Source organism: Anaerosporobacter mobilis DSM 15930, assembly GCF_900142955.1.
GTDB classification, from domain to species: Bacteria; Bacillota; Clostridia; order Lachnospirales; family Lachnospiraceae; genus Anaerosporobacter; species Anaerosporobacter mobilis.
This window is the reverse complement of sequence record NZ_FRCP01000005.1, coordinates 163476-178435: the sequence shown is the minus strand read 5'-3', so window position 1 is coordinate 178435 and position 14960 is coordinate 163476. Positions and strand designations below refer to the sequence as shown.

Sequence of the window (14960 nt, the reverse complement as noted above, 5' to 3'; positions counted from 1 at the left end):
ACTAGATGAGTTATTGAAGTAGCTTTTCTATTTGTTTATGAAAATACCCCTAGGAATTCGTACAAAAATAGTATAAAATATAGGAAGTAACTTTTGTAACAATTTAGATACGCCTTTAAATACTACAATTGATACATATAAATTCCAAAAGACCAAATCAGAATCTACAATAAATTAAGTTATTAGTTTAACACAGGAGGTAATAATGATGGCACATTTAATTGATGGAAAAGAAATATCATTACAGATAAAAGAAGAGTTAAAACAAAAGGCTATAGAATATAAAGAAAGAGGAATCGAAGTTACGCTTGCAGTTATTCAAGTAGGTAACGATCCAGCTTCTAGTGTATACGTAGGCAACAAGAAGAAAGCCTGTGAATTTGTTGGAATTCGTTCGTTAGCATATGAACTACCGGAAGAAACTACTCAGGAGGAATTAATAGCACTGGTTAAGGAATTGAATGAAAGAGCAGATGTTAATGGGATTTTGGTACAACTACCATTACCTTCTCATATTAATGAGGATTTCGTTATCAAAACAATTGCGCCTGAAAAAGATGTTGATGGATTCCACCCACAGAGTGTAGGAGCTTTATCAATTGGCCAGAAGGGATTTGTTTCTTGTACACCCGCAGGAATCATCGAGTTATTAAAACGCTCAAATATTGAAATTGCAGGTAAGGAGTGTGTAGTTGTAGGAAGAAGCAATATTGTTGGTAAACCAATGGCACTACTTATGTTACGAGAGAATGCAACAGTAACCGTCTGTCATTCAAGAACTAAAGATTTAAAGGAAGTTACAAAACGTGCAGATATATTAATAGTAGCACTTGGAAAGCCTAGATTCATAACTAGTGAATATGTGAAAGATGGTGCAGTTGTTATTGATGTAGGAATTCACCGAGATGAAAACAATAAATTATGTGGAGATGTAGATTTTGCTGACGTAGAGGGTAAAGTTGAGGCAATTACACCGGTACCAGGTGGCGTTGGTCCGATGACAATTGCTATGTTAATGAACAATTGCATGGAGGCAATCGTGTGAAGATGAATCTTTCACATGATTGGGAAAGGGGCTGGTTATTAATATGAAATCGGAGATGATTTTTCATGATCAAGAGTATGAAGTAATTATGATAGAGAGTGAAAACATAATTATGGAGAAAGAGATCAATCAGGATATATTAGGGATGGAGCGTACTAATCTGAATTATCACTGTTGTTTTGAGGTGAAGGAGTATCGTCTATACCTTCGTTCCTGTGAGATTATATGTGCACATGGATACCGTGTAGTGTTACAAGAGTCAAGTCAAGGAAATATTGATTCAAATGATGGAACATTACAGGATAGCTCAGAGTTAATGATTTCTAATACATATACTGGTTCAATAGTGCTTGGTAGGGGATTGATATCTGCCGAATACCTATCACATGGTAATGCGTATCCGTGTTATGGTTATGACGAAGTGATAGAACTAATCTTTAGCCAAGGAATTCTAGTAACTACAATTAATCATAGTAGAGCGATGAAACGTGTTAGAATGAATTTGGATTGTGGTTACCGTACATTAGATAAGAAGAAAGATGTTCGTTGTATTCAAAAATTCTTACGAGATTCTTTTGTTGGAGACTATAAAAGACAATTAGTTTAATAACTATTAGTAAAGAGGTTGTAGCAAAATGTTTATCATCGCATATTTTGCCACAACCTCTTTATTATTGTACTTACTTATTGTGTTTTACCGATACTTATTACAGTATTACAATCGATTCCTTTTGTATAAGTGAATGTTACAAAGCTTCCGACATCATATTTCATCATATCAATTACATTGCCAATTGTAACATCGAATATGTCATTTGAGTTATTAAGCATTACATAGTAGTGAGAATTACCTTCAACTACAGCTTGAGCAATTTTGGTTATTTGCCCGGTAATGGCTTGACTTTCTGATTCCTGTGTATTAGTGATACCGGAGCTACGAAGAAGAGTAGTATAGGTTTTTTCGCATTCTAATGCAGAATCGCCTATGGCTACAATTTGATATTTTGCTATATTTACCATGGCGTACTTTTTAACTAAACCAGCTTCATCTTTTAACGCTATAAAATACGTTGGTTCATTATTAATATTAAGAAGTAGTGGGAAGGTTGCCTTGTACCCTAAGTGTTGGACTTGTCCTTCAGCGGATGACATTGCAGAATATTCTTCTGCACCAGACACAGTATAGTACCTTGTCTCTGCTGTTCTTTGATTCATAAGAACAAAACCAACATTAGATTGATCACCTCCAACACTAGTAACGCCAGTATACACCCATACATCATCATCAAGGGCAATATAGTTGTATCCTTCTGTTGTTTTAAGACAATCTTTTTGACTAAATAATGTGTTCCAATACCCATGTTTTAGTGTTCCGTAATAATCGTAGTAACGTATTAATAGGTCAGCAGAGTATACATGGTCTACCCAAGTTGGAACATCATTAATTGTATAATTGGTATGATCGCCAGTAATAGCATTAACAAGAACAACATTGGATATTGTTTCACCACCGAATAGTCCAATGGAATAATCTTTGACAGGGCATACCCAGTAAGGAACTCCTGATTCGTCAATTTCAAAACTTGGTTCATCAAAGATATAGGTTGGATATCTAAAGCGCAAGTATCTATATAAATTGCGTCCAAAATGATCCGATTTTGAGTATTTGATTCCTTTTTCTAATTTGATACATTCTACATCTTGTGTAGCCATATCAATACGGATATAAGCAGGAATACCTTCCGAGTGATTACTAATCCATTTGAATATGCTACCATATTCTAATGGAGTAACTCGAACGGGTGAGTTTTGGTAATTGATTTGTGTATAAGCATTACTAACTTCGAATTGTGAAACATATTCTACCATGCTACCCATCTTCCTTGATCCCAGTAACATTGCAGAATCTTTATCTAATAAAGGAATTTCATTGTAAGAAATCTCTTCAATATCAGTTAAGAAATCTCTAGTTTCAATATTAATAAGCTTTTGGTATTTTGATGCATTAACAATAGGGGAAGAGAGAATACTTCCAATTATGAAGATTACTATTGCACTAATTGTAATACCGAAAGAAATTAATACTCGTCTGCTCTTGAAATCTGAAGCATTAATAGCTAGGTCGTTAAAGCTTTGTTTACGTCCGTGTAATTTAACATTCTTGATTGCCGTAGTAATAAGGCATATTGCAGTAACAATTGCAAGTACACTGATGATAAAATACCAAAAGCCTTGCGCATGAATGTTAATAGGTGGGAGTGCTATATAATAATAGATGAATCCCACAAGTAGTACTAATAAAGCTACCAGCACTATGTTTTTTGATTTTTTCATAACGTCCTCCAATAAGTTTTCGTCATAGCATTAGTGAGAGTATGAATGAATTCATTTTGTTCATAGGCATGACTATATTTAATAGTAGCAAGATAAGCAAAAATGTCAATTAAAAAGGTATGAAAAATCTATTATTTTTATAAAGAATAAATTTAATGTTTCATTTTTTGAAGAAAACTGTTAAAATATACAGTAACTATTTAGTCACTACTGGTTGGCTTTCTTGTTTTGTGCAGGAATTATGACAAAATAGTAGTAATATACATGTTTCATTTAGATATATACAGAAGGAGATTTAGAATGAATATTTTATTTATATCGTTAGGTTGCGATAAAAACCTCGTAGATAGCGAAGTGATGTTAGGTTTAATTAACCAAAAAGGATACATCATAACAAACGATGAGAACGAGGCTGATATTATCGTTGTAAATACATGTTGTTTCATTAATGATGCCAAGGAAGAAAGTATTAATACTATCTTAGAAATGGCTGAACTTAAGAAAACAGCAAATCTGAAAGCATTAATAGTAACGGGATGTCTTGCACAAAGATACAAGAAAGAAATTCAAGATGAGATAAAAGAAGTGGACGCAGTAGTTGGAACTTCTAGTTATGAGAACATTGTTAGGGTTATCGAAGAAGCACTAGAAGGTAAAGTTAGCGAAAGTTTTGAGGATATCGACGTTTCACCAGAAGTAGAAAGCAAGCGTGTGTTAACTACAGGTGGATATTATTCTTATCTTAAGATTGCAGAGGGATGTGACAAACATTGTACGTATTGTATCATTCCTAAAATCCGTGGTAAGTTTAGAAGTGTACCAATGGAAAGATTACTAGCAGAAGCTAGAAGTCTTGCAGAACAAGGCGTGAAAGAATTGATGTTAGTAGCACAAGAGACGACATTATACGGTGTCGATTTATATGGTGAAAAGAGCCTCCACAAACTTCTTAAAGAATTATGTAAGATTGATGGTATCGAATGGATTCGTATTCTATATTGCTATCCTGAAGAAATTACAGATGATTTAATTCAGGTTATGAAGGAAGAAGACAAAATCTGTAATTATCTTGATATGCCAATTCAACATGCTTCTGATAACATCCTAAAAAGAATGGGACGTCGTACAAATCATCAGGAACTGATTGATATTGTAACAAAACTTAGAAGAGAAATTCCAGACATTTCTCTACGTACCACTCTAATTACAGGTTTCCCAGGTGAGACAAAAGAAGATCACGAACAATTGCTTGAATTTGTAGATCAGATGGAATTTGATCGTTTAGGCGTATTCACATACTCTCCAGAAGAAGACACACCTGCAGCAAGTATGGCAGAACAGATTGAAGAAGAAGTTAAAGAAGAAAGAAAAGATGAAATAATGTCATTGCAGCAAGAAATTGCTTTCGAACGTGCAGAAAAGATGGTTGGAAGAACTCTGAAAGTAATGATCGAAGGTAGATTACCAGAAGATAACGTATATATTGGTAGAACATATATGGATGCACCGAATATCGACGGTTATATCTTTGTGAATGCTGAGCATGAATTTATGTCAGGCGACTTTGTTACTGTTAAGGTTACTGGCGCAAAGGATTATGATTTGACAGCTGAGATTGCTGAATAATATAGTCAACTGAAAGGAGTGAGGTTTTGTGAACCTACCTAATAAATTAACGCTAGCAAGAATTTGTATGATACCAATATTCGTATTCTTTTTATTAACGGATATGGTACCAAATTCTAATTATATTGCAGTAGCAATATTCATCATTGCATGTTTAACAGATGCATTAGATGGACACATCGCAAGGAAATACAATCTAATCTCTAATTTTGGAAAATTCATGGATCCATTAGCAGATAAATTATTAGTATCCTCTGCGCTTATCTGTTTCGTACAATTACAATTAATTCCGGCATGGATTATTATTGTTATTATAAGTAGAGAATTTATAATAAGTGGATTCCGTTTAATTGCATCCGATAATGGAATTGTCATCGCAGCAAGTTGGTGGGGGAAATTCAAGACAACTGCGCAGATGATAATGTCAGTCTTGTTAATAGTAAATTTTGATGGAGTATTTTTTAATACTCTTGAACAAGTATTTATTTATATCGCTTTAGTATTAACGGTAATTTCACTTATTGATTATTTATTAAAGAACAAAAATGTACTAAAAGAAGGGAGCAGATAATTATGGTAGTTGAATTGATTAGCGTAGGTACAGAACTTTTACTCGGTAACATCGTGAATACAAATGCTGCATACCTATCTGAGAAATGTGCAGAACTTGGTATGTCATTATACTATGAAGTAACCGTAGGAGATAATGAAGAGCGATTATTAGATACAGTGACAACGGCGATTAATCGTTCTGATGTTATTATTCTTACAGGAGGGTTAGGTCCAACACAGGACGATTTAACGAAAGAAACCGTTGCGAAAGCACTAAATCTCCCTATCGTAGAAGATCGTCATACAAGAGAAAGAATTGAGAATCATTTCAAAAGAAGTAATTACAAAGTAGTAACAGAGAATAACTGGAAGCAAGCTAAAATTATTGAAGGCTGTAAAGTAGTTGATAATCAGAATGGTACAGCACCAGGATTAATCGTTGAAACACAAGAAGGAAAGCGTGTAATTTTACTTCCTGGACCACCAAACGAGATGATCCCAATGTTTGAAAATGACATCTACGAATACTTAAATCAGATTAATCCCAATGTAATATATTCTAAGATGGTCAAAATCTGTGGTATTGGTGAAAGTATGGTTGAGACGGAGATAACAGATTTGATAGAAGCACAATCAAATCCTACAATTGCACCATATGCAAAAAGTGGAGAAGTTCATCTGCGTGTTACGGCAAGTGCACCTACGGTAGAAGAAGCTAAGAAATTAGTAAAACCAATCGTAAAAGAATTAAAAGATCGTTTCAAAGAAAATGTATACACAACAGATGAAGCAGAAGCATTAGAAGATACCGTTGTTAAATTATTAAAGAAATACGATTTATCACTTGCAACGGCAGAATCATGTACCGGTGGTTTGTTTACAGGACGAATTGTTAATGTAGCAGGTGCATCTGATGTACTTAAAGAAGGTTTTATTACGTATTCGAATAAAGCGAAGAAGAAGAATCTAGATGTTAGTAAGAATACACTTAAAAAGCACGGTGCAGTAAGTGAGCAATGTGCCAAAGAGATGGCGAAAGGTGCTGCGATTAACACGGGTTCTGATGTAGCAGTAGCAATTACAGGTATTGCTGGACCAGATGGTGGAACAGATGAAAAACCTGTTGGTTTAGTGTATATTGCTTGCTTTGCTAATGAGAAAGTAACAGTTAAGGAATTTAACTTCAAGGGAAATCGTCAAAAGATACGTGAAGGTGCTGTTATTTATGCACTGGACCTACTTCGCCGTTGTATACTTAATAATTACAAATAATGTGTAACGATTCAGAGCCAAGCAAAAGACAACCAGCGCTCCTATATAAAAGTATTTTTTAGTGAAATACCATAAAAATGACATAGTTTTGTTTTATTGTTAGAATAGTTAATGAAATTACTAAACTAATCAGATTTTAGTAATTGGTCATTTGGTGGTGATTTGAAAGGAGCACATGCATGAAAAAGAAAAGAATTTTAACATTAGTAACGATAGCATCAATTTCTGTTCTTGCAGTAACTGGCTGTAAGAAAAAAGATGATGTTATCAATAATAATCAAGTAAATGAATCAGTTGATACAACCAATAAATTAACAGATGACGAGATAGATGGAGCTGACACGAATGTAGATGCTACAGAGGATGGAAAAACAGACTCATCGGATACGCAAGCTGGTGTTAATGGCGAAGAAACTACACCGGATGAATCGACAACGAATCAAGATTCATCTACAAATGGTACAGATAAAGACACTTCTTCAAAAGATAATGAAAAATCAGAAATTGAACTTCCAATCTATACGATTAATGATGAATCATTAGAGACTGAAGATGTAATTGCTTATGTTTCTGCAGATACTAAAATTACAGCTGAAGTTATTGTTGATGAAGTTGTGAAAGCGTTTAGTGCCAACTCATATGAAGTAAAGATTGAAAGCGTTTCACAAGAAGGAGATACCGTAGTTGTCAATTTCAAAAAAGATAGTGCACCAGTATCAGGTGTAGGAGCTTCGGTTGAGATAGCAACGCTTGATAGTATCTCTTATAGTCTACTTGATAATCTATCAACATGTAAGAAAGTAATCTTCCGTGTAGATGGTGAAGCTTATACAAGTGGTCATAATGAATATGGAATTAATGAGCCATACATTACAGGTAATACAAATTAAGGGCACCACCGACCTAATAGAGGGGTATGTATGAATACGCAAACAGATTTGGTTAAAAATATTAATAACAAATATAACTCACTTAGCAAGGGGCAAAAGCTCCTTGCTAACTATATTTTAAACAATTATGATAAAGCGGTGTATCTTACTGCAGCTAAGATGGGGAAAATTGTTGGCGTTAGCGAGTCGACGGTAGTGCGTTTTGCTACGATACTTGGATACGATGGTTATCCTAAATTACAACGTGCGTTAGAAGAGATGGCAAAGAACAAATTGAATTCTGTTCAACGTATGGAAGTTACTTTTGATCGTATCAATAAGGATAATATCTTAAAATATGTTCTACATTCTGATGCTGAGAAGATTCGTCTTACATCGGAAGAAATTGATGAAGAGGCATTCAAGAATGCGATCGAGATGTTATTGCATGCGAAGAAGATCTATATTATAGGGATTCGAAGTAGTGCACCTTTAGCGAGTTTCTTGAGTTATTATCTTGGATTGATTTTTGATCATGTAGTAATGATTCAATCAAATAGTACAAGTGAGTTATTCGAACAACTTTATCGAATTGGTGAAGAAGATGTTTTAGTTGGAATAAGTTTTCCGAGATATTCAAGAAGTACTTTGAAAGCGATGGAATTTGCAAGTAATCGTAAAGCTAAGCTTATATCAATAACAGATAGTTATGTCTCGCCAATGACTAAATATTGTGATTGCAATCTCTTAGCACGTTGCGATATGGCTTCCATAGCGGATTCTATTGTAGCACCTATGAGTATTATCAATGCAATCATAGTAGGTGTATGCCAACAAAAACAAGAAGAGGTAGTTTCAACGTTTGCTTCATTAGAAGAAATCTGGAATGAATACCAGGTGTATCGATACGATGAAGAAGGCAATCAAACTAATCCAGAGGACTAGGTAAGTTAAGGTTGAAAGAATAATCAAATTTATAGAAGGAGTCATGTGTTGCCCTTCTTTCAATCTACTAATTGGGCAGTATTGCAAGTTAACTTGTGATATGCATGGGTATACAATGAGTAAAGTGATTATAGTTGGTGGCGGTGCAGCTGGCATGCTTGCAGGCATATACGCTGCAAGAAACGGTCATCAAGTTACAATATATGAGAAAAATGAAAAGTTAGGTAAGAAATTATATATTACGGGTAAGGGTCGCTGCAATATAACGAATGCATGTGATATGGAGACACTATTTGATCATGTTATGACAAATAGTAAATTCCTCTATAGTAGTTTCTATGCCTACAACAATTTTGATTTGATTGATTTCTTCGAAGAAATCGGATTGAAGACAAAGATCGAACGTGGAAATCGAGTTTTTCCGGAATCAGATAAATCATCAGATGTAATAGGAGCACTACAAAGAGAATTACAACGACTTGATGTTACGATCTCTTTTCATAATGAAGTTAGTGAAGTTGTTGTTATAGATGGAGTATGTAAAGGTATTCGCCTAAAGGATGACAAGAAGCTGATACATGCGGATGCGGTGATTGTGGCTACAGGAGGTCTATCCTATACTACCACAGGTTCCACAGGCGATGGATACCGTTTTGCAAAGAGCATGGGACATAATGTTACCGAATGTAATCCATCTTTGGTGCCATTTAATATTAAAGAATCCTTTATAAAAGAGTTGCAAGGATTATCTCTAAAGAATATTAAAGTTACAGTAACAGCTAAGAATAAAGAAATCTATAGTGATTTTGGTGAAATGTTATTCACGCATTTTGGAATTAGTGGACCTGTTATTTTGAGTGCGAGTAGTTATGTTATCCCATATATGAAGAAGGGTGACATTGCTGTAAGTATAGATCTAAAGCCAGCATTAACGGAGGAGCAATTAGATGCAAGGATTACGCGTGATTTTGAAGAGTTTATTAATAAACAATTTAAAAATGCATTAGATAATCTATTGCCAAGAAAGATAATTCCTATTATAATTTCTCTTAGTGGAATTGATCCGTATAAAAAAGTTAATGTTATTACAAAAGATGAACGTATGAAACTTGTTCATACAATTAAGAATATGAAACTATCTGTAGCTAGTCTTCGCAGCTATAATGAAGCCGTAATTACCAAAGGAGGAATCTCTGTTAAAGAGATTAATCCGGCAACGATGGAATCTAAGCTTGCAACAGGAGTGTATTTTATAGGTGAAGTTTTAGACCTAGATGCATTAACTGGAGGATTTAACTTACAGATTGCGTGGTCAACTGCTTATGCAGCAGGAACTTCTATTTAACCCGTAACGGGTTTGTAGCGAAGTGGATTCGGAGTATAGTTTCTGCTTTGACTAAATTCAGACAGATTGGAGCTTTGTTTATGGTTTACAGTATTGCAATTGATGGACCAGCAGGAGCTGGTAAAAGTACAATCGCTAAGAAAATAGCAAAAGAATTGGGATTTATCTATGTGGATACCGGAGCAATGTATCGTGCGGTAGCTCTTTATCTAATGAGAAACCAAATCGCTGCCGATGAAAGTGCTAAGATATCACAGGCATGTAACGAGGTAAATGTATCAATCGAATACGTAGACGGAGAGCAACAAGTTATACTAAACGGTGAGAATGTTAATGGTTTTATTCGTACAGAAGAAGTTGGAATGATGACTTCTGCCAGTAGTAAGAACAAAGATGTTCGTATGAAGATGGTTGAGTTACAAAGACAGCTTGCAAGCAAAACAAGCGTTGTTATGGATGGAAGAGACATTGGAACTTATGTATTACCGAATGCAGATGTTAAAGTCTATCTAACAGCTTCTTCCGGTGAACGTGCAAGAAGAAGATATGTGGAATTAACAGCAAAAGGTGTAGGTTGTGATATTGCAGAAATCGAGACAGATATTATTGCAAGAGATCATCAGGATATGACAAGAGAGTTCGCCCCATTATGTCAAGCTGAAGATGCAACGTTAGTAGATAGTTCTGATATGACTATTGATGAAGTTGTTGATGAAATTATTAAGATATTTAATCAGAAATCTAATGCTTAGTTAAGGCATAGTTAGAGAGGCAAGTCGCTTTAGACTTGGAGGAAATAGTGAAAGATTATAATGTTAACATAGCTGAAAGCGCAGGCTTTTGCTTTGGAGTAAAACGAGCTGTTGATACCGTGTATCAACAAATTGATAAGCAAGATACGGTCTATACATTTGGACCGATTATTCATAATGAAGAAGTAGTGAATGATCTTGACAAAAAGGGTGTTAAAGTAATTAATAACCTGGAAGAATTAAATGATTCGACTAAGGGAACAATAATAATTAGATCGCACGGTGTATCAAAAGAGGTACAAGAGGAGATTGAAAAATCTAATCTTACAGTAGTGGACGCAACATGTCCTTTCGTTAAGAAGATTCATCGAGTTGTAGCGAAAGAGTCAGAGGCGGGAAGACATATTGTGATTATTGGAAACCCAAACCACCCAGAGGTGATTGGAATACTTGGTTGGTCCAAGGAGCCAGTTACAGTAGTAGAAAGTATAGAGGATGCGAACAATTTTAACCTTGAAATTGAAAAAAAGTTATGCATTGTTGCCCAAACGACATTTAGTTACAAGAAATTTAAAGATTTAGTTGAAATTATTTCGAAAAAGGGTTATGATATACTTGTTTTAAATACTATTTGCAACGCCACTGAAGAACGTCAGACAGAGGCACGTGAATTAGCTTCACAGTCCGATGCTATGATAGTTATTGGTGGAAAGAATAGTTCTAACACTCAGAAGTTATATGAAATATGTAAAGAAGAATGTGAAGATACTTACTATATACAGACACTCAGTGACCTGGATTTAAATCAATTTAAATCTTTTCGTAGCGTAGGTATTACCGCAGGGGCTTCAACCCCAAACAATATTATTAAGGAGGTTCATACGACTATGTCAGAAATGAGTTTTGAACAATTATTAGAGGAGTCATTAGTTACAATACACAACGGAGAGGTTGTAGAAGGATCAGTTATCGATGTTAAGGAAGATGAGATTATCTTAAATATAGGTTACAAAGCAGACGGTATCATTACTAGAAGCGAATACACGAATACTCCTAATGTAGATTTAACTACTGTAGTATCTGTAGGGGATACAATGCAAGCTAAAGTTCTTAAAGTAAACGATGGTGAGGGACAAGTTCTTTTAACATATAAGAGATTAGCAGCAGAAAAAGGTAATAAGAGATTAGAAGAAGCTTTCAATAACAAAGAAGTATTAACAGCTAAAGTTGCTGCTGTTTTAGATGGCGGTTTAAGCGTAGTTATTGATGAAGCAAGAATCTTTATCCCAGCTAGTTTAGTATCTGATTCATATGAAAAGAACTTAGAAAAATATGCTGGACAAGAAATTGAATTCGTAATTAGTGAATTCAACCCAAGAAGAAGAAGAATTATCGGTGATCGTAAACAACTTCTTGTTGCTAAGAAAAAAGAATTACAAAAAGAATTATTTGAAAAAATCAGTGTAGGTATGACTGTAGAAGGTACTGTAAAGAATGTTACAGACTTTGGTGCATTCATCGATTTAGGTGGTGCAGATGGTCTTCTTCATATCTCTGAAATGTCATGGGGACGTGTTGAAAATCCTAAGAAAGTATTCAAAGTTGGAGATACAGTAAAAGTATTAATCAAAGAAATCGATGGAGAAAAAATTGCACTTAGCTTAAAATTCGATAACACAAATCCATGGATTAGTGCTGCTGAAAAATATGCTGTAGGTGCTGAAGTAACTGGTAAAGTTGCTCGTATGACTGATTTCGGTGCGTTCGTAGAATTAGAAGCAGGAGTAGATGCATTACTTCATGTTTCTCAAATCTCTAAAGAACACGTTGAAAAACCAGCTGACGTATTAAAAGTTGGTCAAGAAATTAAAGCTAAAGTTGTTGATTTCAACAACGATGATAAAAAAATCAGTTTAAGCATGAAAGCTTTAGAAGCTGATACTGAACAAGAAGAAAGTATTGAAGAATAATTCAATATGAACTCTACTAAGTAGGTAGTTAGCTATAGCTAAGAAAAGCTTACTTCGTCAGTAGTGCAACGGATTTTCGTTTAACAGTATTCAAAATGATTGACTTTTTAATTTGTTAATTAAAGTACCGATTGGTAGTTTAGATTAAAGCATTACAGAATGGAAGCATTCTATTCTGTAATGTCTAAATACAAATTAATAAGTCTTTTTTTATACTGTGTTGTATGTGCAAGTCGCTTGGCTCTAGCCAAACTTTAATAGACAGCCTTAAAACACAGGAATGCTTTAGACATGGAGAAAAGTTACGTTGACTATCGCAGTAAGATTTTAATGAAAGGTGAGTGTAAAATTGGTAGATAGTTATGAAGTGTTTAAAGATCAGATATTAAAATTGACTACGATTGACTTGAACTCATATAAAGAACGACAGATGAAACGTAGAATTGATGCGTTAATAACGAAACATAATATAGATTCTTATAGTACATATGTTAATACAATTAAAACTGATAAAGTATTATATGATGAATTTGTAACATACTTAACGATTAATGTATCAGAATTCTATCGTAATCCGGAACAATGGCAAATCTTAGAGAAAGAAGTCTATCCATATCTTACGAATCAGTTCGGGAAGAAATTGAAGATTTGGAGTGCGGCTTGTTCGACCGGAGATGAACCATATTCACTTGTAATGTTATTATCAAAGTTCTTACCATTAAGTCAAATTAAGATAATAGCGACCGATATCGATAAACAAATACTTGAAAAGGCACAATGTGGTCTGTATAGTGATAAGAGTTTGAAAGGATTACCTCAGGAGTTTGTTACGAAATACTTTACTAAAATAAATGATAAATCATATAAAATAAATGATGAGATTAAGAAATGTGTTGAGTTTAGAAAACACGATTTATTAAAAGATTCCTATCCAGATTCATGTGACTTGATTGTATGCCGTAATGTGTTGATTTATTTTACAGAAGAGGCAAAGATAGAGATCTATAAGAAGTTTAATAACGCTTTGAAAAGAGAAGGTATTTTATTCGTAGGTAGCACGGAGCAGATAATCCAGCCACAAACGTTAGGCTTTACATCACATAAATCTTTCTTCTATAAAAAGATATAGTATTAATTATAGACAACGAGTAATAAGCGGATTACAAGTAATAAAGTATAACAAGTAATAAAGAGATAGCAAGTAGAGGCTATTGCAAAATACGAATATAAATTTTGCAACAGCTTCTTTATTTATGTATTTGGTGATTTAGTGGGGAGAAACCTATTATTATTGTTGACAAAATATATTGGATAAGGTAACATAAAAAAGCTGCGAAGAACTTCAAGAGTCATTTGTATAAGGGAGTTCTAAAGAGGTGTTTAAACGTATATAACAGAAAAATATACAGTAGATTTTGTCAGACTGGAGAACGAGAATGGGATGTTGTAAAGCGATTGAAAGAACCATTATTACGACATATCGAAAATCAATCTGGAGAAAGTTTATCGAGGCGATTGAAGAATATGACTTAATTCATGAAGGTGATCGGATTGCTGTTTGTATCACAGGTGATAGAGATTCTTTGTTACTTGCCAAATGTATGCAGGAATTTAAGCTACATGGTAGTACCGATATTGAGCTTGAATTTTTTGTACCTACTATAGGATATAATAAGCATAACTGTCTCGAAATAATGGAATATGCAAAAGCCATTGAAATTCCGGTTGTGATGACGGAGCATGTGAAAGAACTAGGTTGCAATAAGATTGCATTATGCCATCATTTTAATAATGTAATTGAAACCATATTAATGGGTATCCTATATAATGGGCAGGTTGGGACGATGATGCCAAAACTACACAACCAGAATTATGAAGGGTTAGAAGTAATAAGGCCATTGTATCTAGTAAAAGAAGAAGCTATACTAAGATGGTCTGAGCGGAATGAATTAAGATTCTTCCCATGTGAGTATGCATTTTCAAAGAGCTTTCAACGTGATGAAGATGATAATCTTTATATAAAGAGAGCAGATGTAAAAGATTTAATTAAGCGTCTTCTTCTAATTAATCCAAACATTGATATGAATATATTCAAAAGTATGTATAATGTTAATTTAGACACGATGATCTCTTATGAAAAAGAGGGATTTACCCATCATTTTCTTGATAACTACGAATCGAAATAAAATTTAGTTGTTTTGGCTGATAAGACTGCAAATTTAATAAAATTTTTTATTGATTTATAGAATC

Annotated in this window: 13 protein-coding genes; 12 read left to right on the top strand and 1 reads right to left on the bottom strand. The window is 34.1% G+C overall.

Annotated elements, in window-relative coordinates; genetic code table 11:
* Window positions 1–208: 208 nt before the first annotated feature.
* Together folD and BUB90_RS00700 are read left to right on the top strand one after the other, a co-directional pair.
* Window positions 209–1045: a bifunctional methylenetetrahydrofolate dehydrogenase/methenyltetrahydrofolate cyclohydrolase FolD gene (gene folD, locus BUB90_RS00705; RefSeq protein ID WP_073281719.1), complete on the top strand. Its 837-nt coding sequence runs from the start codon at window positions 209–211 to the stop codon at window positions 1043–1045.
* 43 nt (window positions 1046–1088) lie between these two features.
* On the top strand, window positions 1089–1652 hold the full coding sequence (locus BUB90_RS00700; protein ID WP_139241674.1) for a hypothetical protein: 564 nt from the start codon (window positions 1089–1091) through the stop codon (window positions 1650–1652).
* Between the two features lie 77 nt (window positions 1653–1729).
* Here BUB90_RS00700 and BUB90_RS00695 read toward each other — a convergent pair whose 3' ends face one another.
* Complete coding sequence (locus BUB90_RS00695) at window positions 1730–3379, bottom strand: hypothetical protein (RefSeq protein ID WP_073281715.1); 1650 nt, start codon at window positions 3377–3379, stop codon at window positions 1730–1732.
* A 300-nt stretch (window positions 3380–3679) separates the two neighbouring features.
* Here BUB90_RS00695 and rimO point away from each other — a divergent pair, with 300 nt between their 5' ends.
* The 10 genes from rimO to BUB90_RS00645 all read left to right on the top strand — a co-directional run bounded on the left by rimO (window position 3680) and on the right by BUB90_RS00645 (window position 14896).
* Entirely contained in the window at window positions 3680–5005 is a 1326-nt protein-coding gene (gene rimO / locus BUB90_RS00690; RefSeq protein WP_073281713.1) for a 30S ribosomal protein S12 methylthiotransferase RimO, read from the top strand.
* Between the two features lie 28 nt (window positions 5006–5033).
* Complete coding sequence (gene pgsA, locus BUB90_RS00685; protein ID WP_073281711.1) at window positions 5034–5576, top strand: CDP-diacylglycerol--glycerol-3-phosphate 3-phosphatidyltransferase; 543 nt, start codon at window positions 5034–5036, stop codon at window positions 5574–5576.
* Window positions 5577–5578: 2 nt separating this feature from the next.
* Window positions 5579–6829 (top strand): competence/damage-inducible protein A, encoded by a 1251-nt coding sequence (locus tag BUB90_RS00680; protein ID WP_073281709.1) that lies wholly within the window; start codon window positions 5579–5581, stop codon window positions 6827–6829.
* Window positions 6830–7008: 179 nt separating this feature from the next.
* A complete protein-coding gene (locus BUB90_RS00675; protein WP_073281707.1) occupies window positions 7009–7719 on the top strand; it encodes a GerMN domain-containing protein in 711 nt (236 codons plus the stop codon).
* A 30-nt stretch (window positions 7720–7749) separates the two neighbouring features.
* Entirely contained in the window at window positions 7750–8643 is an 894-nt protein-coding gene (locus tag BUB90_RS00670) for a MurR/RpiR family transcriptional regulator (RefSeq protein ID WP_073281705.1), read from the top strand.
* Window positions 8644–8758: 115 nt separating this feature from the next.
* Complete coding sequence (locus BUB90_RS00665; protein WP_073282523.1) at window positions 8759–9988, top strand: BaiN/RdsA family NAD(P)/FAD-dependent oxidoreductase; 1230 nt, start codon at window positions 8759–8761, stop codon at window positions 9986–9988.
* A gap of 80 nt (window positions 9989–10068) precedes the next feature.
* A complete protein-coding gene (cmk, locus tag BUB90_RS00660) occupies window positions 10069–10740 on the top strand; it encodes a (d)CMP kinase (RefSeq protein WP_073281703.1) in 672 nt (223 codons plus the stop codon).
* A 47-nt stretch (window positions 10741–10787) separates the two neighbouring features.
* Window positions 10788–12710 (top strand): bifunctional 4-hydroxy-3-methylbut-2-enyl diphosphate reductase/30S ribosomal protein S1, encoded by a 1923-nt coding sequence (locus BUB90_RS00655; protein ID WP_073281701.1) that lies wholly within the window; start codon window positions 10788–10790, stop codon window positions 12708–12710.
* Between the two features lie 349 nt (window positions 12711–13059).
* The gene (locus BUB90_RS00650; protein ID WP_073281698.1) at window positions 13060–13839 is read left to right on the top strand and encodes a CheR family methyltransferase; all 780 of its coding nucleotides are present in this window, start codon (window positions 13060–13062) and stop codon (window positions 13837–13839) included.
* A 307-nt stretch (window positions 13840–14146) separates the two neighbouring features.
* The gene (locus BUB90_RS00645) at window positions 14147–14896 is read left to right on the top strand and encodes an ATP-binding protein (RefSeq protein ID WP_073281696.1); all 750 of its coding nucleotides are present in this window, start codon (window positions 14147–14149) and stop codon (window positions 14894–14896) included.
* The last annotated feature ends 64 nt before the right edge of the window (window positions 14897–14960 follow it).